At 58.7% G+C, this 20,699-nt stretch carries 21 protein-coding genes; 15 read left to right on the forward strand and 6 right to left on the reverse strand.

Features of this window, described 5'->3' with window-relative positions; translation table 11 throughout:
• Positions 1-4 precede the first annotated feature (4 nt).
• The 15 genes from CHH27_RS06045 to CHH27_RS06115 all read left to right on the forward strand — a co-directional run bounded on the left by CHH27_RS06045 (position 5) and on the right by CHH27_RS06115 (position 12,445).
• The gene (locus CHH27_RS06045) at positions 5-1,261 is read left to right on the forward strand and encodes a Zn-dependent hydrolase (RefSeq protein WP_094070789.1); all 1,257 of its coding nucleotides are present in this window, start codon (positions 5-7) and stop codon (positions 1,259-1,261) included.
• Between the two features lie 105 nt (positions 1,262-1,366).
• A complete protein-coding gene (locus CHH27_RS06050; RefSeq protein ID WP_094070790.1) occupies positions 1,367-2,068 on the forward strand; it encodes a hypothetical protein in 702 nt (233 codons plus the stop codon).
• Positions 2,065-2,769 carry a hypothetical protein gene (locus CHH27_RS06055; RefSeq protein WP_157738737.1) on the forward strand — a complete coding sequence of 235 codons (705 nt, stop codon included), beginning with the start codon at positions 2,065-2,067 and terminating at the stop codon, positions 2,767-2,769. The genes CHH27_RS06050 and CHH27_RS06055 overlap by 4 nt, the downstream gene beginning before the upstream one ends.
• 38 nt (positions 2,770-2,807) lie before the next feature.
• Positions 2,808-3,539, forward strand: a complete 732-nt coding sequence (locus CHH27_RS06060) for an endo alpha-1,4 polygalactosaminidase (RefSeq protein ID WP_208988600.1) — start codon at positions 2,808-2,810, stop codon at positions 3,537-3,539.
• A 56-nt stretch (positions 3,540-3,595) separates the two neighbouring features.
• Positions 3,596-5,053 (forward strand): dihydropyrimidinase, encoded by a 1,458-nt coding sequence (hydA, locus tag CHH27_RS06065; RefSeq protein WP_094070793.1) that lies wholly within the window; start codon positions 3,596-3,598, stop codon positions 5,051-5,053.
• Positions 5,054-5,060: 7 nt separating this feature from the next.
• On the forward strand, positions 5,061-5,708 hold the full coding sequence (locus tag CHH27_RS06070) for a DUF2268 domain-containing putative Zn-dependent protease (protein ID WP_094070794.1): 648 nt from the start codon (positions 5,061-5,063) through the stop codon (positions 5,706-5,708).
• A 64-nt stretch (positions 5,709-5,772) separates the two neighbouring features.
• A complete protein-coding gene (locus CHH27_RS06075; RefSeq protein WP_247646260.1) occupies positions 5,773-6,579 on the forward strand; it encodes an ABC transporter ATP-binding protein in 807 nt (268 codons plus the stop codon).
• Positions 6,580-6,729: 150 nt separating this feature from the next.
• Positions 6,730-7,302: a hypothetical protein gene (locus CHH27_RS06080; RefSeq protein ID WP_094070795.1), complete on the forward strand. Its 573-nt coding sequence runs from the start codon at positions 6,730-6,732 to the stop codon at positions 7,300-7,302.
• A 39-nt stretch (positions 7,303-7,341) separates the two neighbouring features.
• On the forward strand, positions 7,342-7,908 hold the full coding sequence (locus CHH27_RS06085; protein WP_094070796.1) for a hypothetical protein: 567 nt from the start codon (positions 7,342-7,344) through the stop codon (positions 7,906-7,908).
• Positions 7,905-8,129, forward strand: a complete 225-nt coding sequence (locus tag CHH27_RS06090) for a hypothetical protein (RefSeq protein WP_157738739.1) — start codon at positions 7,905-7,907, stop codon at positions 8,127-8,129. Before CHH27_RS06085 ends, CHH27_RS06090 begins: the two co-directional genes overlap by 4 nt.
• On the forward strand, positions 8,126-9,049 hold the full coding sequence (locus CHH27_RS06095) for an ABC transporter permease (RefSeq protein ID WP_094070798.1): 924 nt from the start codon (positions 8,126-8,128) through the stop codon (positions 9,047-9,049). Before CHH27_RS06090 ends, CHH27_RS06095 begins: the two co-directional genes overlap by 4 nt.
• A complete protein-coding gene (locus CHH27_RS06100) occupies positions 9,046-10,200 on the forward strand; it encodes an ABC transporter permease (protein WP_094070799.1) in 1,155 nt (384 codons plus the stop codon). The genes CHH27_RS06095 and CHH27_RS06100 overlap by 4 nt, the downstream gene beginning before the upstream one ends.
• Positions 10,193-10,423: a twin-arginine translocase TatA/TatE family subunit gene (locus tag CHH27_RS06105; protein WP_094070800.1), complete on the forward strand. Its 231-nt coding sequence runs from the start codon at positions 10,193-10,195 to the stop codon at positions 10,421-10,423. The genes CHH27_RS06100 and CHH27_RS06105 overlap by 8 nt, the downstream gene beginning before the upstream one ends.
• 333 nt (positions 10,424-10,756) lie before the next feature.
• The gene (mazG, locus tag CHH27_RS06110; protein WP_094070801.1) at positions 10,757-11,584 is read left to right on the forward strand and encodes a nucleoside triphosphate pyrophosphohydrolase; all 828 of its coding nucleotides are present in this window, start codon (positions 10,757-10,759) and stop codon (positions 11,582-11,584) included.
• Between the two features lie 114 nt (positions 11,585-11,698).
• The gene (locus tag CHH27_RS06115) at positions 11,699-12,445 is read left to right on the forward strand and encodes a hypothetical protein (protein ID WP_094070802.1); all 747 of its coding nucleotides are present in this window, start codon (positions 11,699-11,701) and stop codon (positions 12,443-12,445) included.
• Between the two features lie 10 nt (positions 12,446-12,455).
• On the opposite strand, the gene hflX is transcribed toward CHH27_RS06115, so the two are convergent.
• The 6 genes from hflX to CHH27_RS06145 form a co-directional block, all read right to left on the reverse strand.
• A complete protein-coding gene (gene hflX / locus CHH27_RS06120; RefSeq protein WP_094070803.1) occupies positions 12,456-13,736 on the reverse strand; it encodes a GTPase HflX in 1,281 nt (426 codons plus the stop codon).
• A gap of 120 nt (positions 13,737-13,856) precedes the next feature.
• On the reverse strand, positions 13,857-14,114 hold the full coding sequence (gene hfq, locus CHH27_RS06125) for an RNA chaperone Hfq (RefSeq protein ID WP_173006241.1): 258 nt from the start codon (positions 14,112-14,114) through the stop codon (positions 13,857-13,859).
• A 186-nt stretch (positions 14,115-14,300) separates the two neighbouring features.
• The gene (locus CHH27_RS06130) at positions 14,301-15,164 is read right to left on the reverse strand and encodes a D-amino-acid transaminase (RefSeq protein WP_094070804.1); all 864 of its coding nucleotides are present in this window, start codon (positions 15,162-15,164) and stop codon (positions 14,301-14,303) included.
• Between the two features lie 102 nt (positions 15,165-15,266).
• The gene (gene trkA / locus CHH27_RS06135) at positions 15,267-16,643 is read right to left on the reverse strand and encodes a Trk system potassium transporter TrkA (protein WP_094070805.1); all 1,377 of its coding nucleotides are present in this window, start codon (positions 16,641-16,643) and stop codon (positions 15,267-15,269) included.
• A 54-nt stretch (positions 16,644-16,697) separates the two neighbouring features.
• Entirely contained in the window at positions 16,698-18,065 is a 1,368-nt protein-coding gene (locus CHH27_RS06140; protein WP_094070806.1) for a sigma-54 dependent transcriptional regulator, read from the reverse strand.
• Positions 18,055-20,319: a PAS domain-containing sensor histidine kinase gene (locus CHH27_RS06145; protein WP_094070807.1), complete on the reverse strand. Its 2,265-nt coding sequence runs from the start codon at positions 20,317-20,319 to the stop codon at positions 18,055-18,057. The genes CHH27_RS06140 and CHH27_RS06145 overlap by 11 nt, the downstream gene beginning before the upstream one ends.
• Positions 20,320-20,699: the final 380 nt, after the last annotated feature.

Below are 20,699 nucleotides of genomic sequence, written 5' to 3' on the forward strand. Positions count from 1 at the left end.
CATCATGGCAGCGCCCGGCGAAAACCTCAGGATCAACGCGGACCGGCTGTGGGACAGCCTGATGGAAATGGCCAAGATCGGCCCGGGCGTCGCCGGTGGCAACAACCGCCAGACTGTCACGGACGAAGATGGTGAAGGCCGCAAGCTGTTCCAGAAGTGGTGCGAAGACGCCGGCATGACCATGGGCCTTGACACGATGGGCAACATGTTCATGACACGCCCGGGAACCGATCCGGACGCCCTGCCCGTCTATGTCGGTTCCCATCTCGACACCCAGCCGACCGGCGGCAAGTATGACGGTGTACTTGGCGTGCTCGGCGGCCTGGAAGTCGTGCGCACCATGAACGATCTCGGTATCAAGACAAAACACCCGATCGTGGTCACCAACTGGACCAACGAGGAAGGCACTCGGTTTGCCCCGGCCATGCTGGCGTCCGGCGTGTTTGCCGGCGTGCACACCCAGGACTGGGCCTATGACCGGGAAGACCATGACGGCAAGAAATTCGGCGATGAACTGAAGCGCATCGGCTGGGTGGGCGATGAGGAAGTCGGCGCCCGCAACGACAAGATGCACGCCATGTTCGAGCTGCATATCGAGCAGGGCCCGATCCTGGAAGCCGAAGGCAAGGATATCGGTGTTGTCACCCATGGCCAGGGCCTGTCCTGGACCCAGGTGACCGTGACCGGCAAGGACAGCCACACGGGCTCCACACCGATGCCAATGCGCAAGAATGCCGGTCTCGGCATGGCCCGCATCCTGGAGCTGGTTGACGAAATCGCCTGGTCCCATGCCCCGCATGCGGTCGGCGCGGCCGGCCATATCGAGGTCTTTCCGAATTCGCGCAACGTGATCCCCGGCAAGGCGGTCTTCACCATCGACTTCCGCTCGCCCGACCTGGCGGTCATCCAGGACATGGAAGACCGGTTGAAAGCCGGTGCCAGGAAGATCTGCGACGACATGGGGCTGGACGTCGAGTTCGAGAAGGTTGGCGGCTTCGACCCGGTTGAATTCGACAAGTCCTGCGTCGAGGCGGTCCGCAATGCGGCCGAGCGGCTGGGTTATTCGCACCAGAACATCATTTCCGGCGCCGGACACGACGCCTGCTGGATCAACAAGGTCGCTCCGACGGCGATGATCATGTGCCCCTGTGTTGACGGCCTGTCGCACAACGAGGCAGAGGAAATCTCCAAGGATTGGGCAAAAGCTGGTACCGATGTCCTGTTTCACGCGGTGGTCGAAACAGCGGGAATCGTGGAGTAATGCCGACCGTCTGAAGAAAAGGGTGAAAGCGTGGGCAACAGCGGAAATGCAACGGCTATCTCTGGCAGCCTGATCAGACCAACGGTTCTACTATAGGTCGGTCTCATGCAGGCAAGGTGGTTCCGTATTCTGTTTCTTGTTCTTGTCTGTGCCGTCTTCGGCACAGGCAGCGGCGGGGCATTCGCAAGCAACACAGATCTGGATTACATCCTGTCTGCCGGCGGCGCCTTTGTAACCAGCAAGCCAGAATTCAACCAGAAAACGGATAAGGCTACGCTCAGTTACCTGGGTGACCTGAATTGCAACACTGAGACCAACCCGCAAAACTGTCACAAATACAGTTTCGTCTTCAGGTTCGAGACGCCTGGTTCCATTGAACTTGATTTCATCGGGACTGGGGTGAGTTATGTCCCTTTCGCACGGATGGTCAAACACAGCACCAGATATCCGTTTGTCGCCTACACCGATCGTCTCGTCAGAGCTTACAAGCGGCGCTTTGAATCTGGTATTTCGTTTGATGCGCGACGAGCCCGCTCACAAGTTGACTTCACTTTCGTCCGTGCCAGGCGAATTGGAGATTTCGATGCTGGCAGCTATTCGATGCACTGGCTGACGAGCGACGAGCAGAATGCCGACAAGCTGTTGGACATGTTTTCTTCCCGCGAACTGTTGCTGCTCGCCATCCCGGAATCAGACACGAGCACAACCTTTTATCACAAGCTTCCGGCGTCCCCAGCAGGCGACGACCACAAAGTTGCGCAAGAATTCGCCTCTACTTGCCGTTCACGTTGGGAGGAGCAGCGTTGAAGCTCATTCTCTCCCCAATACGCCTTGTCTGTTTGCTCGTCGGCTGCCTGTTTCTGACTGCGTTTCCGAGCGTTTCTCAAGCATTCGACACGAGTTTTGTGGATGTCCACGGCGATCCAGTGGCGTCTTTCGTCGATGCGTATCCTTTGCTCGAAACGACCTACAAGTCAGCAAGCCTGACATACTACGCTCCCGAAATCTGCGGTTCCGGGCGCGACGGCAACTGTGAAGCCTACGAGTTCTCATGCCAGTCCGGCAATCCGGACAAGTTCAGTCTTCGCTACTGGGGATACAACCTGGGCCACGCCAACTTCTCGGGCAGCATTATGTCCGGCCACGAACTGCCCCATGCGATCTATTTCGACAGGTTCATCAGGAGGCATGGAAACGACCTGAAGACCCCGCTCGAACCCGACTTGCAAAAGGCAAGGCAAATTGTGCGCTTTCATTTCAGTCGTGGCGAAAGACTGCCTCAACATGGGGAACACGCATACCTGATCGAATGGGACACACAAACGTCAGGAGATGCGGATGACTTGGCTGCAACGCTGGCCTCTGGCGAGACAGTCCTTGTTCCCTATCCTGTCAGACTGCGACGCCTGATTTACAACAGGCTTCATCCCAAAGATGCTGAAAGCAAGAACGATGTAGCACATGATTTCGTTGCTACCTGCCGGAAACTTTGGGGTACCCAACGATGAAAAGCAGGATCGCATTACTTGCTTGGACCTTGTTCATTTTGCCGCCTCCCGCCCTCGGCTTCTCCATCGGTGACAGCTGGGACTGGCAACTGACGGCCCCGGTCGATCTCAACCGCGATGTGGATGTTCTCGACCTTCACCCGGCCCTGGTCACTGCAGAAGACATCACCGGACTACGTGAAAAGGGTGTCAAGACCATCTGCTATGTCAGCGTCGGCACCCTGGAGCGGACCTCGCCGGACCGGGCCGATTTTCCGACGGAAGTCATCGGCAACACCTATGAGGACTGGCCGGATGAAAGGTTCCTCGACATCCGGCGCCTGACCATCCTGCAGCCGCTGATGGCCGCCCGCTTCGAGCGCTGCAAGGCCATGGGATTTGATGCCATCGAACCGGACAACATGGATGTCCACGACAATGACAGCGGCTTTCCGATCACGGCCAATCACACCATCGCCTATGTCAGGCTGCTGGCGGCAACAGCCGAAGGCATGGGGCTCAAGATCGCTCAGAAAAACGTGCCCGACCTGACGGAAGACCTGGTCGACACGTTCGACTTCGCGATTTCCGAAAGCTGCTATCAGGACCGCAGCTGCAAATCCTATTTCGCCTATGGCGAGGCAGGTAAACCGGTGTTCAACGCGGAATACACCGACCGGCCGATCCATTTCACCAAGGCCTGCGACATCGCCCAGAAATACGGTCTGTCCATGATCCTCAAGGACCGCGACCTGACGGCGCCGGCCCTGTGGTGCCCAGCGAAAGACTGAAATCCGGGGCGGAGAAATAAATTGAAACATCCAGCACCACCAGAAGGGGACCAACAATGGCAAGCAAAGTGATCAAGGGCGGTACAGTCGTGACCGCGGACCTGTCCTACAACGCCGATGTGAAGATCGAGGGCGGCAAGATCGTCGAGATCGGGCCCAATCTCTCCGGTGACGAGACGCTCGACGCCACGGGCTGTTACATCATGCCGGGCGGCATCGACCCGCATACCCATCTGGAAATGCCTTTCATGGGCACGTTCTCGTCCGACAATTTCGACAGTGGCACCCGCGCGGCCCTTGCCGGCGGCACCACCATGGTGGTCGACTTTGCCCTGCCCTCACCCGGCCAGTCGCTCCTGGAAGCGCTGCAGATGTGGGACAACAAGTCGACCATGGCCCATTGCGACTATTCCTTCCACATGGCGATCACCTGGTGGGGAGAGCAGGTCTTCAACGATATGCGGGAAGTCGTCCAGAAAAAGGGCATCAACACCTTCAAGCACTTCATGGCCTACAAGGGTGCGCTGATGGTGAATGACGACGAGATGTTCGCCTCCTTCCAGCGTTGCGCCGAACTGGGCGCCCTGCCTCTGGTGCATGCCGAAAATGGCGACGTTGTCGCGACACTGCAGCAGAAACTTCTGGCTGAAGGCAACAACGGCCCGGAAGCCCACGCCTATTCCCGCCCGCCGGAAGTGGAAGGTGAAGCCACCAACCGCGCCATCATGATTGCGGACATGGCCGGCGTACCGGTCTATATCGTGCACACCTCTTCCGAACAGGCCCACGAGGCGATCCGCCGCGCGCGCCAAAATGGCATCCGGGCCTATGGCGAACCGCTGATCCAGCACCTGACGCTCGACGACAGCGAGTACAAACATGCCGACTGGGACCACGCCGCCCGCCGCGTGATGTCGCCGCCTTTCCGCGACAAGAAACATCAGGACAGCCTCTGGGCCGGTCTGGCGTCGGGTTCCCTGCAGGTCGTCGCCACCGATCACTGCGCCTTCTCCACGGAGCAGAAACGCACAGGCGTCGGCGACTTCACCAAGATCCCGAACGGCACCGGCGGCCTGGAAGACCGCATGCCGATGCTGTGGACCTTTGGGGTCGGTACCGGCCGCCTGACACCGAACGAGTTCGTTGCCGTCACTTCAACCAATATTGCAAAGATCCTCAATATCTATCCGAAAAAAGGCGCAGTTCTGGTCGGAGCAGATGCGGATCTTGTGGTCTGGGATCCGAACAGGGAAAAGACGATTTCCGCTTCCAGCCAGCAGTCGGCGATTGACTACAACGTCTTTGAGGGCAAGGCGGTCAAAGGTCTGCCGCGCTACACGCTCACGCGCGGCCGGGTCGCCGTTGAAGACGGCACGGTCAATCACAAGCAGGGTCACGGCGAGTTCGTTGCGCGCGAGCCGTTCCAGGCCGTCAACAAGGCGCTGAGCACCTGGAAGGAACTGACGGCACCGCGCAAAGTCGAACGCACCGGCATTCCGGCGAGCGGGGTCTGATTGCGCAATGACCTGGACCACCCATCTTTGCAATGCCGGCGGCAAGCTTGATCCTCTGAGGGACCGGATCCATGAGGCAATCGCGCTTGTCCGGGAGAAGGTTGAAGCCGTCGCCCCGCCGGTCAGCCTGGATGTGGTCGTTCAGGTCATCCCCGGGGGTGTCATTCCGGAGCGCGGCTTCGTCGGTCACACGCTCACGGGGGACCTGGTCTACCTGACCCTCGACCCGGCCAATCAGAACCTGCAGGAAAACATGGGCGAACCGTTCGAGCGCATGATTGCCCACGAACTGCACCATGCCTTGCGTTTCGGCACGGTCGGATATGGCAGCACCCTCGGTGAGGCCCTGGTTGCCGAGGGCCTTGCAGGACTGTTCAGCCATCAGCTTTACGGCAATGCGCCGGAGCCCTGGGAAGCCCCGGAGGCGTCGGATCTCGACCACCTGGAGGCCGCGGACGCCGCCTGGGATGCGGCGGCTTACGATCACAGGGCCTGGTTTTTCGGATCCGGCGACTACCCGCGATGGCTGGGTTACCGGCTCGGGTACCGCCTCGTCGAAGCCTACCTGACGGCGCATCCGGCCCAGACCGCCGCCAGCCTGGCGGACGCGCCGGCTGCCGATTTCCGATCCGTGGTGAAGTCGCTCGCCGCATGACAATAACAACGCCCTTGTCCAGAGGACCAGAATGACTGCTCTTGCCAGCGCAAAGGACACCGACATGGTGGAAATGACAACAAGCGCCAGCCCGAACCGGGTAATCGACATCGACAACCTGTCGCTGACCTTTCAGACAAACGACGGCCCTGTTCACGCCCTGTCGGACATCGACCTGAAGATTGATGAAGGCGACTTTGTCTCATTCATCGGCCCGTCCGGCTGCGGCAAGACCACCCTCCTGCGCGTGATCGCCGATCTGGAACGTCCGACCGCCGGCTCGATCACGGTCAACGGCATTTCCCCTGAAGAAGCCCGGCTCAACCGCGCCTATGGCTACGTTTTCCAGGCCGCCGCGCTCTACCCCTGGCGCACTATCGCCAAGAATGTCGCCCTGCCCCTCGAGATCATGGGTCTTTCCAGAGCAGAGCAGCAGGAACGCATTGCCCGCAACATGGAACTGGTCAATCTTGCCGGCTTTGAGAAAAAATTTCCCTGGCAGCTCTCCGGCGGCATGCAGCAGCGCGCCTCCATAGCGCGGGCGCTTGCTGTCGAACCGGATCTGCTTCTCATGGACGAGCCTTTCGGCGCCCTTGATGAAATCGTCCGCGACCACCTCAACGAGCAGCTCCTGCAGCTCTGGGCCAAGACCAACAAGACGGTGGTGTTTGTCACCCACTCGATCCCCGAGGCCGTGTTCCTGTCGACCAAGATTGTCGTCCTGTGCCCGCGCCCAGGCCGCATCTACGACGTCATCGAAAGCGACCTGCCGCGCGACCGTGACCTCGACATCAGAGAAACCCCTGAGTTCCTGAAGATCGCCCACCGCGTCCGGGACGGACTCAGGGCCGGACATTCCTATGAAGATTGAGGTGTCACAAACCGCTTGTATCGTGATCGCCGGACTTGATCCGGCAAGTCAGGCCGTTTCCTGTCCGCTTACTCAGACCAGGAAGGTTTGCAAGTGTCTCGGGATGAATGCCCAGGTCAAACCTTCGTATCGCAAGGACAGACCTTTTCCATGACCCAAGCCCGTTTTGCACCCCAACGCTGTCGCAATCTCCTCACCCGTTGTGCCATCGGAGCGATCCGCTGCCTGGCAGCCCTCCTCCTCCTTCTTGGTCCGGCGACGGCCCTGACGCTGGAACCTTCAGCCACCAGAAGCGAGCAGGGTTTTGATGTCTTTGCCTTTGTCACGGTCGACACGAATTGGCAGGAAAAATGGCAAACCCCGCGCAGCACTACGCCGATTTTCGACACGCGGTCCAACGTGTCCCCGGGTCAGACCATCACGCTTCTGATACTTTTTCGTGGTGCGGAAATGAACGAGAAAGGCATCAACCTGGCATGTGACGTCAAGATCATCGCTCCGGATGGCGCGGTTCTGGGCGAATTGCCGCCGACACCATGCGGCCAAGGCAAAGTCCCGAATCCGAAAACCGACTTCTACATGGCAACCCGCAATGTCGAGATCCTGCTCACCGATGACTTCCCGAGAGGACCCTTGGTTTTTCTCGTCGGCGTGAAGGACAATCTCCGGGACGTCCACCTTCCCCTGGCCCTCGCTGTCAACGTTGTTGACGCAAAACAGTAACGCGCACATCGAGCAAAAACAGAAAGTAGATCGCAGCCCGTGCAGTTTGAATCGCCCATTTCAACACGCCTCAGGACCAGCCAGACCCATGCTGGCAACATCATTTCCGTGCGGGCGAAGAAAGAACCCTTCGTCATGTTGTTCATGAGCGTCTGGCTGTGCGGCTGGACGTTTGGCGGGGTCACGGCCGGCAGCGTGCTCCTTACAGGTGGCGGCGATCTGGACGGCAGACTGTTCCTGAGTTTCTGGATGATGGGCTGGGCCGTCGGCTGGGTCCTCGTCACCTCAAGCTTGCTGTGGATGCTGGCAGGACAGGAAAGCCTGACTGTTTCGAGAACACATGTCACCAAGACGGTGTCCATCCCACTGATCAACTGGAGCTGGCATTACAATCCAGCGCTTATGACCAAGACCCGGCGAAACGTTGTTCCATCAACGCGCTACGGGCGCAACCAACTCAACAATCCACTAGGCAAACAGGGCCGCGTGGCCTTTGACTACGGCCAGAAGACAGTCACCTTTGGAGCAGGATTGGACGACGCGGAAGCCGATTTCGTTTTGGACAGTCTCAAGAGCGGACTGGGACTGAGAAGAGAGGCCGCATGAGCGAGACATCAATTCAAATCTCAACACGCCTCAAACACATGTCGGACGACGGCAAGACCTACGGGGTCGGCCCTGTTCCGGCTCCCGGTCAGTTCTTCGTCCGGCTTCGCCTGAAAAACACCACGCACATGCTCACGGACTGGATTGAAGAAATCGAAGCCCAGGCCATCGCCGGAGCCATCAACAAACGCCTTGAAAAAGCAAGGAGGCAGGCCGCATGACAGACGCCGCCCTCACCCCGACCCGCAGCACCAACCCGTTCGCCGGTCTGATGTCCGGCACGGTCGGCCCGGTTGTCGTGGTTGTCCTGGCGATCCTCGCCATCTGGTACATCGCCGCCGTTGCACTGAACACGCCGTTTCAGCATGAACTTTACAAGCGCGCCAGCCAGACAGATGTGCCGATGAGCCAGCTGGTCAGCGACACGCTGGCCCAGGACAGGCCCGTCCTGCCGGCCCCTCACCAGGTGATCGTGGAGATCTGGAACACGACCGTTGAAAAGAAGATCACTTCCAAGCGCTCGCTGATCTATCACTCCGGCATCACGCTTTCTTCCACGCTGATGGGGTTCCTGATCGGTACGACGCTCGGCATTTTGCTGGCCATCGGCATTGTGCATTCGCGCGTGCTCGACAAGTCCCTGATGCCCTGGATCATTTCCTCCCAGACGATCCCGATCCTGGCAATCGCACCGATGATTATCGTGGTTCTGAACGCCGTCGGCATTTCCGGTCTTCTTCCCAAGGCGATGATCTCCACCTACCTGTCCTTCTTCCCGGTTACCGTCGGCATGGTGAAGGGCCTCAGATCACCTGAAGTGATGCATATGGATCTGATGCACACCTATTCCGCGACCCGCCTCCAGACGTTCTGGAAGCTGCGCCTGCCCTATGCCGTGCCCTATCTCTTCACCTCCATGAAGATCGGCATGGCCGCGTCTCTTGTCGGGGCAATCGTGGGAGAACTGCCGACCGGCGCCGTTGCCGGGCTTGGTGCGCGTCTCCTGGCCGGATCCTATTACGGACAGACGGTCCAGATCTGGTCCGCGCTTTTGATGGCCGCCTTCCTGGCCGGTTCCCTGGTGGCGCTGATCGGCATCCTTGAAAAACTCACCTTGAAACGCATGGGGATGGCGCGATGACAACAATGTCTGCTTCCAAACGCCGGTTTGACATGCCCGCCCTTCTGGCCTGGTTTGTCGTCGCCATGGTCGTTGTCGGCCTGTTCAGCCCGATCTTCGGCCCTGATTATGGCATCATGGATGTGCCGCGGCTGGCAATTTGTCTGGTCATCCTGGCAATCGCCGGTGTGCGCTACGAGCTCGGCTTCATGCGCAATCTCGTCGGCGACCTGATCCTGGGCCTGGTCACGGCCGTTGCCGCGTGGTTGCTGGTGTCCACGGTGACGAACCATGCCGGAGAAGCCAGGCTGGGTTTCTGGGCCCTGACGGTGGCCACCTGGGCTGCCTCCTGGCTCTTTGTCGAACGGCTCGCAATCTGGAAGGCAGCATCTCCGCTCGCCCAAAGACTGGTCAATCTGGCGATCCCGGCCATTTTCGGCATCACCCTGCTGGTGCTCTGGCAGCTGATCGTCACAGGGGCCGGGGTTCCCAAGGTGCTTCTGCCCGCTCCTTCGGAAATCTGGGTCCGGCTGACGACCTCGGTGCCGACACTCTGGGCCGATTTCCAGCAGACCTTCCTGAAGGCCGTTCTCGCCGGCTACGTGATTGGCTGCGGCAGCGCCTTCATCGTGGCGATCCTGGTCGACCGGGTCCCCTTCCTGCGCCGGGGTCTTCTGCCCATCGGCAACCTAGTTTCGGCGCTGCCGATCATCGGCGTTGCGCCGATCATGGTGATGTGGTTCGGCTTCGACTGGCCGTCCAAGGCCGCCGTCGTCATCATCATGACCTTCTTTCCGATGCTGGTGAACACGGTCTCCGGCCTTGCCGCGTCCGACAGCATACAGCGCGATCTGATGCGGACCTATGCCTCCAGCTACTGGCAGACCCTGCTCAAGCTGCGCCTGCCGATGGCGATGCCCTTCATCTTCAATGCGCTGAAGATCAACTCCACCCTGGCCCTTATCGGCGCCATCGTGGCGGAATTCTTCGGCACGCCGATTGTCGGCATGGGCTTCCGGATCTCCACGGAAGTCGGCCGCATGAACGTGGACATGGTCTGGGCGGAGATCGCGGTCGCGGCCCTCGCCGGCTCCCTGTTCTACGGCCTCATCGCCCTTCTGGAACGCGCCGTCACCTTCTGGCACCCGTCGGTCAGGGGGGGGCGTGCCTGACTTTTCATGGTCCGAATTCTTGATTGCTGCGGTGGTCCTGTTGGTGTTCGCAGCCTTTCTGCTTGCGCCACTGCTCGATAATTATTCGGAATATAGAAGAAGGCGCGCTCCCTATGACGGTTTCAAGGGGCATTCAAAGGCTATGCGGATTCTCATGGTGATTGTCGCCATTCTGGGCTTTGTTGGCTGGCTGTTCATGACTTTCGCAATGAACTTCTCCTAAAGCCCCTTGTCTGCCGCTTAGGCCCATAGGTTGCCATACCCTCCACCGACATTCCGGACAAGCGCAGTGAAGCTGCGCGCCGATCCGGAAACCAGACATCAGCGTGAGCGCAAGCGAACTCGAAACAAGACGGATTTTGAGCGCTTTCAGCGCAGATGATGTCTGGGTTCCGGATCGGCGTTCGGCTGCGCCTTACTTGTCCGGAATGACGGTGGAGAGTTAGACGGCTCCGCGACGGCTGAAACCAGATATCCGGTTTCAATGGGTCTTAAGATTTGCCATAACCCCGCAAGACCCTTCCTGCTGACCTGACCAATTGACCCAAGGCCTTCCATGACCCCCAGCCGCGACATCTCCCGTCTTATCGAAATCATGGCCGCGCTCCGGACGCCCGTGACTGGCTGTCCCTGGGACCTGGAGCAGAATTTCGCGACCATCGCACCCTATACGCTGGAAGAGGCGTATGAGGTCGCGGACGCCATCGCCAAGAACGATCTGGTGGAGCTGCGCGAGGAACTCGGAGACCTGCTCCTTCAGGTCGTCTATCACGCCCGCATGGCCGAGGAGGACGAACATTTTGACTTCGGCGACGTGGTCGAAGGCATCACCAAAAAACTGATCCGTCGTCACCCTCACGTTTTTGGCGATGAAAACGGCGAGAAACCGGACCTGGTGAAGGGCATCTGGGAACGGATCAAGGCAGAAGAACGGGCAGAAAAACGCGCTGAACGGGAAAAGCTGGGCCTTGTTGAACCGAACAAGGGGTTCCTCGACGATGTGCCGACCGCCTTTCCCGCACTTCAGGAGGCTGACAAGTTGCAGCGCCGGGCGTCAAGGGTCGGCTTCGACTGGAACGATGCGAGACTGGTGCTCGACAAGATCCGCGAGGAAACCCACGAACTCGACGAAGAACTTTCAAAGGGCACACCGGACAAGGACCGCATGACGGACGAACTCGGTGATACCCTGTTTGCCCTCGCCAATCTGGCCCGCCATCTCGACATCGATCCGGAAGAGGCCCTTCGGCGAACCAATCGAAAGTTTCGCAAAAGGTTCTCGTCGATCGAGAACCAGGCCCAAAGGACTGGAACCACGCTTGAGGCCATGTCGCTGGAAGAGATGGAAGCTGCCTGGCAGGCCGCAAAAGGCAATCAGGACTAGAATTTCTGACCAGCTCCACTTTTCCTTTACTGTACGAATCGCCAGATTGCCTCTTTTTTGTGCTTCGCTCATGATGCGTCGGATCGTTTTAACAAATACGAGCACGACGCGACCATGTGGCTGCGCCTATTTTCCTTCGTTATTCTGCTTGTCGGCGCAGCAAGTCAGCAAACACGCGCGGAAACCTGGCGGATTGCCTCGCTCGAATGGCCTCCCTATTCGGGGTCGGCCTTGCAGGATGGCGGACTGGCCGTCCAGGCCCTGAGAGCGGCGCTTGGCAGGGCAGATATTGATCTCGTTGTCGATTACATGCCCTGGACGCGTGCACATGCAATCGCCAAGTCACCGGCCTATGTCGGTTATTTCCCGGCCTGGCCTGAAGAGGTCCTGGACGGGTTTGCCCCCTCCCTTCCCGTCAGCCAGTCTGTGGTCGGGGCCGTGATGAACGCGGATGCCGACCTGAATTGGTCAAATGTGGAGGACCTGTTCGACAGGCACCGGATCGGCTTTGTCGGAAGCTACGTCTACCCGATCGAGATCCAGCGCGAGATCCTGGAGCATTATCAGGTTGAAGACGGCGCCGAAAACGAACACGACCTGGCGCGCGTGCTGGCGGCCGGCCGCGTCGATGTTGTCCTGACCGATCCGAACGTGCTTCGCTTCGTTGCCGCCGAATTGTCGATAAAGTCCCGGGACTACAAGGTACACGTCTTTCACGAACACCCGCTCGTGATGGCCTTTACCAAGCGCGCGGGTTTTGCCGAAAAGAGAGATCTCCTGAACAACCTGCTGACAATTCAGGCCCCGATCACCGTCTGTTGCCATCAGGCCGAGCCGGGCTCGAACATCTCTGCCAACTAGGGCACAAGGCCTATTGAATGAAGGAGGCGTAGGTCTCGCGGAAGGGCCCGCGCTGCTTGTCGCTGACACGCACCTCGGCCGTCACGAAATCTTCGGCATCGCTCCGCTCAAGCACTTCTGCCATCTGATAGAGCCTGGCGAGCAGCGCCCCTTCCGCAACCGGCACTTTTACGGTCAGAATGTCGTCATGTTGCGCCATGAAGGCGTCGACGCGCGCAGACAGCTGTTCAATGCCCTCACCTGTCAAGGCTGAGAGAGCAACAGGACCTTCCGCACCTGCTTCCGTCAGCAACTTGTCGCGATAGGCAGGATCCAGACAATCGATCTTGTTCCAGACCTCGATGACCGGAGCCCCTGTCTGGGCATCCACGCCAAGATCTGTCAGCGTTTTCTTGACGTCTTCGGCCTGGGCATCGGTGTCGGTGTGGGAAATGTCCCGCACATGCAGGATCAGATCAGCTTCCAGAACCTCTTCAAGCGTTGCCCGGAACGCAGCGACCAGATGCGTCGGCAGATCGGAGATGAACCCCACCGTGTCCGACAGGATGACCTCACGCCCGTGGGGAAGCGTCACCTTTCTGAGCGTCGGATCGAGCGTCGCGAACAGGAGATCCTTTGCAAAGACGTCGGACTCGGTCAGTCGGTTGAACAGCGTTGACTTGCCAGCATTGGTGTAACCGACCAGCGCGACGACCGGCTGAGGGATCTTCTTGCGTTTCTTGCGATGCAGATCCCGGGTCCGGCGAACCTGCTCGAGCTGCTTCTGCAATGCGATGATGCGATCCTGGATCTGCCTGCGGTCAGCCTCGATCTGTGTCTCGCCCGGACCGCCCATGAAGCCGGCGCCACCGCGCTGGCGCTCAAGGTGGGTCCAGGATCTTACGAGGCGGCTTTTCTGCCAGGTCAGATGGGCAAGGTCCACCTGCAGCCGGCCTTCCTTGGTGCGCGCCCGATCACCAAAAATCTCCAGGATGAGCCCGGTCCGGTCAATGACCTTGGTCTTCAGGCGTCGTTCCAGATTGCGCTGCTGGACGGGCGTCAGCGGGTGGTCGATGACCACAAGATCAAGGTCCTCGCTGGCGACAATGCCTGCGAGTTCGGCAACCTTGCCTTCACCGAACAGCGTTGCCGGCTTCGGATTGTTGACCTTGACGACACCGGACTGAAGAATATTGAGATTGATTGCAGCGCTCAGACCGATGGCTTCTTCCAGCCGGGCTTCGGGGCTGCGGTTGCCGCGCAGATCACTGTTGTTGGCATCTCGGGTCAACAGGACCGGCTCCAGGATCATCGCACGAAAGGGCTGGGGCAGACGGTCCACCCCAGTGTCCTTTACTCTCAGCGATTTCTGCCCGGGTTCTTCCGTGCCGTTGGATTTAGAGAAATCTTCTGCGCGAGACTTCGGTTTCAATCAGCTTGCCTTTTCAGCGTTTTCCTCTGCCTGATCGAACAGTTGAACAGGTCCGTTTGGCATAATTGTGGAAATCGCGTGTTTGTAAACCAGCTGCGAGTGCCCGTCCCGGCGCAGCAGGACACAGAAATTGTCAAACCAGGTCACAACGCCCTGCAATTTCACACCATTAATGAGAAAAATTGTCAGAGGAGTTTTTTGTTTGCGAACGTGATTAAGAAAAGTGTCTTGGAGATTTTGTGCGCGCTCAGCCATCAGTCTTTTTATCCTATTTGCCCCGGATGCGGCCGAGCATCCGGCGTTTCAGCAGCTTAACGTCAAAAGCCGTTCTATTTCAAACACTAAGGTTTGACGTATTGTCTGCTTATTGTCTTGCCCACCAGTCGGGGCTGTCTGCCTCAGCCCGTCATTGTCTCGTTTTTTGGCCCAATAAGGCCAATCGAATCATACCGCCTGCAAATCAGTAGCAGTATGGAACAGTTCGCGCAATCGCGTTGCGACCGAACCGGGATGGCCATTGCCGATCATTCTGCCATCAACGCGTGTCACCGGCATCACGACACTGGTCGCAGCCGTGACAAAAGCTTCCTTCGCTTCAAAGGCCTCTTTCAGACTAAATGGCCTTTCTTCGAAGGTCAGCCCTTCCTTTTGTATTAGGTCAAGAACGACAGCACGCGTGATCCCGCGCAGGATACCACTTTCGGCCGGACGCGTGACGAGCGCCCCCTCCTTGGTGACAATCCAGGCATTCGTCGACCCGCCTTCGGTGACATTGCCATCTGCATCCACGTACCAGGCTTCCTTGCCACCGTTCTCCTTTGCATTCTGCTTGGCCAGCACATTCGGCAGCAGAGCAACGGTCTTGATGTCGACGCGCGGCCAGCGGTTTTCCGGATAGCTGACCACGGCAATGCCTTCGGCCGCCTGTGCGGCAGCTGCCGCCGGATTGGCGGAGCGCGCCGTTACCACGATCGAAGGTGCAACGGTTTCCGGCGGAAAGAAGTGATCGCGCTTGGAAACGCCACGCGTTACCTGGATATAGACGAGCCCGTTGCGCACGCGGTTCCGACGCACGACCTGGTGCAGGACAAACTCCACGGCCTTGCGGGTCATCGGCCAGTCGATGCGCAATTCAGAGAGCGAGCGGCCAAGCCGGTCCAGATGCCGCGGAATATCGACAATCTTCCCTTGCCAGACTTCACAGACCTCATAAACGCCATCGGCAAACTGGTAACCGCGGTCTTCCACATGCACAGCCGCATCGGCATGACGTACATACTGGCCGTTGACATAGGCAATCCGGCTCATGTGTCCTCCAGAATGAACGGTTCAACCTGAACCGATTGGTATTTTTGAAAGTTTTGACCTTTCGGTCAGGCAATTGCAAGAACTGAAGACGAGCGAAATGCCTTAAAAGAAGTCAAGACTGACACGGAACATCTGCTCGACCTGCCGCACGCGATTTGCGACGGCGAAAATCACAATCCTGTCTTGCGCCTGGATCTGGAGATCGCCATTGGGTGTCAGCACCTCGCCGCCGCGGAACACCGCTCCCACTCGGATACCTGACGGCAGGTCGATCACCCTGAGGGGTTTGCCGACCAGTGGCGACGTATCCAGCGCTTCGGCTTCCACGATTTCAGCAGCACCGTTTTGCAACGAATGAACGCCCCGGATACGCCCCCTGCGCACATGTTGCAGGATCCTTGAAATGGTCACGGCACGCGGATTGATGAAGGCATCGATGCCGAGCGCGTTGGCAAAGGCGGGATAGCTCGGATTGTTCAGAAGGGACAGTGAGCGGCGGCAGCCAAGCTTCTTGGCCATGACCGAGGACAGGATGTTGACCTCGTCCTCGTTGGTCAGCGCCACCATCGTGTCCGCATCCCCGGCATCGGCCTCGTCCAGAATGGTCTGGTCCAGCGCACTGCCATGCAGGATCACCGAGCGTTTCAGGTCATCGGCAACGGCCATGGCGCGTTCGCGCGAAGCTTCGATCAGCTTGATCTTGGTGCCGGTCTGCCTTTGTTCCAGAGCCTTTGCGACATAGAGCCCGATATTGCCGCCGCCTGCAATGATGACGCGGGCCGCCTCCGGCTCCTCGTGACCGAAGATGCTCAGGGTCCGGCGCACCTGGTCCCGGCGGGCAACCACATAGGCCAGATCGCCGGTCAGGATGGAGTCGCTGCTCTTGGGCACGAACAGCTTGTTGTTCCGGTAAAGCCCGACCACAACGGCCCCGAGATCGGGAAAGAGTTCCGTCAGCTGGCGCAGGGGTGTGTCGACAACGGGACAGTCCTCTTCGCACATGATCCCGACAACAACGACCTGATCATCCGCAAAGCGAACCGTTTCCACAGCGCCCGGCAAGGCCAGCCGACGCAACACCATTTCACCGACTTCGATTTCCGGCGAAATGATCACGTCGATCGGCATGTTGTCGCGCGAGAACAGGTTGCGCCAACGGCCTTGCAGATAGGATTGCGCACGTACGCGAGCGACCTTGGTGGGCACATTGAACAGGGAATGCGCCACCTGGCACGCGACCATGTTGACCTCGTCATAAAGGGTCACGGCCACAATCATGTCCGCCTCTTCCGCGCCGGCCTGCGCCAGGATGTCAGGATGAGCGCCATGACCGACGAAGCCGCGCACATCCAGCTGGTCGCCAATGGCATTGATCAGCTGGGGCGAGGAATCGATCACCGAGACGTCGTTTTGTTCCGCAGCCAGACGTTCGGCAATGCCGTAGCCCACCTGCCCCGCGCCACAAATCACGATTTTCATGGAAAGATCCCTTTCCCGGTCAGCCCGTTGTCACCACAGCCCATGCACAGGCCCTCAGGTCATTCCGAGGGTTTTCAGCTTCCGGTGCAGGGCAGATCGTTCCATACCGACAAATTCGGCCGTGCGCGAGATGTTCCCGTCGAAACGCTTGATCTGAGCCTGAAGATATTCACGCTCAAAGATCTCTCGGGCTTCACGAAGAGGCACGGACATCAGGTGCTCGCCGGTGCCCGAACTCGGCAGGTTCGGCAAGGTCTCGCCAATTTCCGCCGGCAACAGGTCGGCCGTGATGGTGCTGTCCGGTTCACCCCGGCTCAGGATCATCAGCCGTTCGACGTTGTTGCGCAGCTGACGCACATTGCCTGGCCAGTCATGGGTCTGGAGAACCGCCATGGCATCGTCGCCGATCGGCCGCAGCGGGATACCGGATGCGGTTGAAATCTGATCCATGAAGTGATGAACAAGAACCGGAATGTCCTCACGGCGCTCGGCAAGGCCCGGCACACGAAGCGGCACCACGCTCAGTCGGTGATAGAGATCCTGCCGGAACAACCCGGACGCAATATGCTCTTCGAGGTTTTTTGAGGTGGAGGACAGGATGCGGATATCAACCTGCACCTTCTGTGTCCCCCCAACGCGTGAGAAACTCTGTTCGACCAGAACCCGCAGGATCTTGCCCTGCGTTTCTGCCGGCATGTCCGCGACTTCATCGAGATAGAGCGTGCCGCTATGCGCCTCTTCCAGCGCCCCGATTTTCCGCAAGTTTCCGTTTTCGTCTTCGATACCGAAAAGTTCTTCTTCCATACGCGCCGGCGTGATGGTCGCGGCATTCAGGACGACAAACGGGCTCTTGTGACGAGGCGACTGATCATGAATCATGCGCGCCGCCTGCTCCTTGCCCGCGCCTGACGGGCCAACGATCAGAATGCGGCTGTTGGTGCCGGATATCTTTTGAATGGTCTGACGCAGATTATGCGCTGCCGACGAGTTGCCGATGATCTCGTTGCTGTCGCCGCTGCGTTGCTTCAGATCGCGGATTTCCCGCTTCAGGCTGGAGGCCTCAAGCGCACGCTCGACAATATGGATGAGCCGGTCCGCCTTGAACGGCTTCTCGATATAGTCATAGGCGCCGCGCTTGATGGCCGAGACCGCGGTTTCGATATTGCCGTGACCGGATATGATTACAACCGGCATGTCCGGATCGGTTTCCTTGAACAGATCCAGGAGCGCCAGACCGTCCAGGCGGCTGCCCATGAGCCAGATGTCGAGAATGACAAGCGACGGTTTGCGTTCCTTAACCGCAGCAAGAGCGCTGTCTGAATCATGTGCGGTACGTGTTCCATACCCGTCATCATCCAGAATGCCCGCGATCATCTCGCGAATATCGGTTTCGTCGTCAACGACTAGAATATCATGCGCCATGGGCAGTCACTGCTTGGTTTTGCGGTTCGGTCTCCTGGTCAACGTCGGCATGAACAGCCATTGTCAGTCGAACCAGGGTTCCCGTGTCGTCAGGGTTGCTTTTCGGGGCGTCCAGCAATTCAATGCCGCCGCCATGGTCTTCCAGAATCTTGCGGACAATAGCGAGGCCGAGACCGGTCCCCTTTTCCCGCGTGGTCATGTATGGCTCCAGAAGCCGAGCCCGGTTTTCCTCGGGCAGACCGATGCCATTGTCAATAACATCAATAACAATTCTGTCCGAACCGTCGGTGTCATCTGATCGAAGCCGAACCTCGACCTTGCCCTTGGGCATGTCTTCGCCGGTCCGGGCGCCAACGGCTTCAGTCGCATTCTTGACCACATTGGTCAGAGCCTGCCCCACCAGACGCGCATCGAATACAGCCGGAACGGCTTCGGGCGGCACATCCACCGTGACGCTGATGTCGGGATTGGCTACGGACTGCATGAAGGCGGCATCGCGGACCACTTCGCGCATGTCGCCGCTCACTTTCTTCGGCTTGCGCATGCGGGCAAAAGAGGAGAATTCATCGACCATCTGACCAATATCGCCCACCTGGCGGACAATCGTATCGATGCATTGGTCAAACACCTGACGGTCATCCTCGACCTTCTTGCCGTACCGGCGGCGTATCCGCTCAGCAGACAGCTGAATCGGCGTCAACGGGTTCTTGATCTCGTGGGCAATACGGCGGGCAACATCGGCCCAGGCAGAATTGCGCTGGGCAGATACCAGATCCGTAATGTCGTCCAGCGTCACGACAAAGCCCTGCTCACGCCGGGTGGATTGCTCACGGGTGATCCGGACGTTGATCGTGCGCAACCGTCCGCCCCGGGTAACCTCTATCTGGGTTTCCGGAAGACGATCATTGTCGTTTGCCTGAACGTCGGCGACACAATCGCTGAGTTCGGGCACCACCTCGCCTAGGGGCTTGTTGAGGATCTGAACCTCATCAAGCTGCAACAACTCGAGCGCAGAGCGGTTGACCAGCATGATCGAAGCTTCGTCGTCGACACTGATCACACCGGTCGAGACCCCTGACAGAACCGCTTCATTGAACCGGCGTCTGCGATCGATCTGTTCGTTCGCTGCCAGCAGCGCGTCGCGCTGACCCAGCAACTGCCCGGTCATCTTGTTGAAGGTCTCGCCGAGATTGGCAAGATCACCACCCGATTTTTCCGTCCGGACCTTGACGGCAAGATTGCCCTTGGCGACCTCATCCGCTGCCGAGATCAGGGCCCTGATCGGCGACACCAGCCGGTTGGCGAACCCGAAACCGATCCAGATTGCTGACAGAAGGAGAACCAACGCCACTCCGAGATAAACAAGCGCAAAGGCAAACTGCACGCCGAAACGACTGTTTTCCATCTGCTGGTATTGAGAAGCACCATCTTCGGCCAGCCGCAGATATTCAAGAACGCGCCGGTCGGTCGCGCGAACGGCATAGAGGTAGAAATTGTCATAGGCCGACAGTTTCATGATGCCGCCAACCAGATTGGACGTGCCCGGTGCAATCAGGATCGGATCTCCCGACTTGGCTCTGAAGAAACTGTCCGCCGGCGGCAAGGGAACTTCAATCGCCGGATCCAGAATGACCCGTGTGACCACTTCACCGCTGTCGTTCAGGATATAGGCCGCAAGGATACCGCGCAGCGACACCTGAGCGGCAAAAAACTGATCGAAACGCGTGGGCTCGAACTCGTAAACCGCCTTTGCCCGGTCGATGTCGTTCGACATGGCGATCAGGTCGCCGCGCAACACCCTTGCATGTTCCTGCAGATAGGCCTGCGCCACCGTCAGCGCATTGTCGATGATCTGTCGGGTCCGGTCTTCGAACCATCTGTCCAGACCGCGGTCCAATGTCACTGCAGCCAGAATGGCCATGAGAACAGCCGGCACGGCAGCAACAACACTGAAGAGTGCAACAACCCTCACATGGAGGCGCGCGGCTGCTCGCCCGCGCTGGCGCGCCTGCCAAAGTTTCAGGATCTCGAAGGAGATGACACCGAGCAGGATGGCAGCAAGCGCACCGTTGATAGTCATCGCCGTCATGATGACGTCGCGTGTCGGATCAATTGACGTCAGACCCATCAGGATTGCAAAGGTTACGCCGATGGAGACCAGCGCAACCACCATGATGGCGAGCCCCATCCGGCGCCAGATCTTTCCCGCCGCGCTGGACGGTGCGACTGTCTGTTGTTCAGCTTCCAGTATCATTCGGCCTCAAACGCCCAGAACCCGCAAATTCGTGCGGGTTCATTACCTGTTTGCGGCAAACTTATCACACATTGTTGCGAAATTGAGACAGAGGAAGCGCAGCGCTGAAAAAATGCGGTGGATGAGCACCAAAAGAAACACAAAACATTGTTTTTAAGTTCTTTTTTCCAAAAGAACACGCGACCCAAGAACAAGTCTCCGCCGAACCGGCTTCCCCTGACCGAGTGAGCAGAACAGGCGTAGCACCCTCGGGACCAGTTCGCTTCAATCAGCTCATCAACGTATTTGTCTACCAGGCAACCAGCGCCACGCTGCAACACCAGATCGCCGAACTGGACGAATACCTTCCGGAGGTGGACGAGACTCCGCTGTTTGTTCGA

The organism is Labrenzia sp. VG12 (assembly GCF_002237595.1).
Classification (GTDB): domain Bacteria; phylum Pseudomonadota; class Alphaproteobacteria; order Rhizobiales; family Stappiaceae; genus Roseibium.

What these genes read in the sequence shown, in the direction of transcription:
- CHH27_RS06045 (WP_094070789.1), top strand. Translation starts at nt 5, where the DNA reads ATGGCAGCGCCCGGCGAAAACCTCAGGATCAACGCGGACCGGCTGTGG.
- CHH27_RS06050 (WP_094070790.1), top strand. Translation starts at nt 1,367, where the DNA reads ATGCAGGCAAGGTGGTTCCGTATTCTGTTTCTTGTTCTTGTCTGTGCC.
- hydA (WP_094070793.1), top strand. Translation starts at nt 3,596, where the DNA reads ATGGCAAGCAAAGTGATCAAGGGCGGTACAGTCGTGACCGCGGACCTG.
- CHH27_RS06070 (WP_094070794.1), top strand. Translation starts at nt 5,061, where the DNA reads ATGACCTGGACCACCCATCTTTGCAATGCCGGCGGCAAGCTTGATCCT.
- CHH27_RS06075 (WP_247646260.1), top strand. Translation starts at nt 5,773, where the DNA reads ATGGTGGAAATGACAACAAGCGCCAGCCCGAACCGGGTAATCGACATC.
- CHH27_RS06080 (WP_094070795.1), top strand. Translation starts at nt 6,730, where the DNA reads ATGACCCAAGCCCGTTTTGCACCCCAACGCTGTCGCAATCTCCTCACC.
- CHH27_RS06090 (WP_157738739.1), top strand. Translation starts at nt 7,905, where the DNA reads ATGAGCGAGACATCAATTCAAATCTCAACACGCCTCAAACACATGTCG.
- CHH27_RS06095 (WP_094070798.1), top strand. Translation starts at nt 8,126, where the DNA reads ATGACAGACGCCGCCCTCACCCCGACCCGCAGCACCAACCCGTTCGCC.
- CHH27_RS06100 (WP_094070799.1), top strand. Translation starts at nt 9,046, where the DNA reads ATGACAACAATGTCTGCTTCCAAACGCCGGTTTGACATGCCCGCCCTT.
- mazG (WP_094070801.1), top strand. Translation starts at nt 10,757, where the DNA reads ATGACCCCCAGCCGCGACATCTCCCGTCTTATCGAAATCATGGCCGCG.
- CHH27_RS06115 (WP_094070802.1), top strand. Translation starts at nt 11,699, where the DNA reads ATGTGGCTGCGCCTATTTTCCTTCGTTATTCTGCTTGTCGGCGCAGCA.
- hflX (WP_094070803.1), bottom strand. Translation starts at nt 13,736, where the DNA reads ATGATCCTGGAGCCGGTCCTGTTGACCCGAGATGCCAACAACAGTGAT.
- CHH27_RS06130 (WP_094070804.1), bottom strand. Translation starts at nt 15,164, where the DNA reads ATGAGCCGGATTGCCTATGTCAACGGCCAGTATGTACGTCATGCCGAT.
- trkA (WP_094070805.1), bottom strand. Translation starts at nt 16,643, where the DNA reads ATGAAAATCGTGATTTGTGGCGCGGGGCAGGTGGGCTACGGCATTGCC.
- CHH27_RS06140 (WP_094070806.1), bottom strand. Translation starts at nt 18,065, where the DNA reads ATGGCGCATGATATTCTAGTCGTTGACGACGAAACCGATATTCGCGAG.
- CHH27_RS06145 (WP_094070807.1), bottom strand. Translation starts at nt 20,319, where the DNA reads ATGATACTGGAAGCTGAACAACAGACAGTCGCACCGTCCAGCGCGGCG.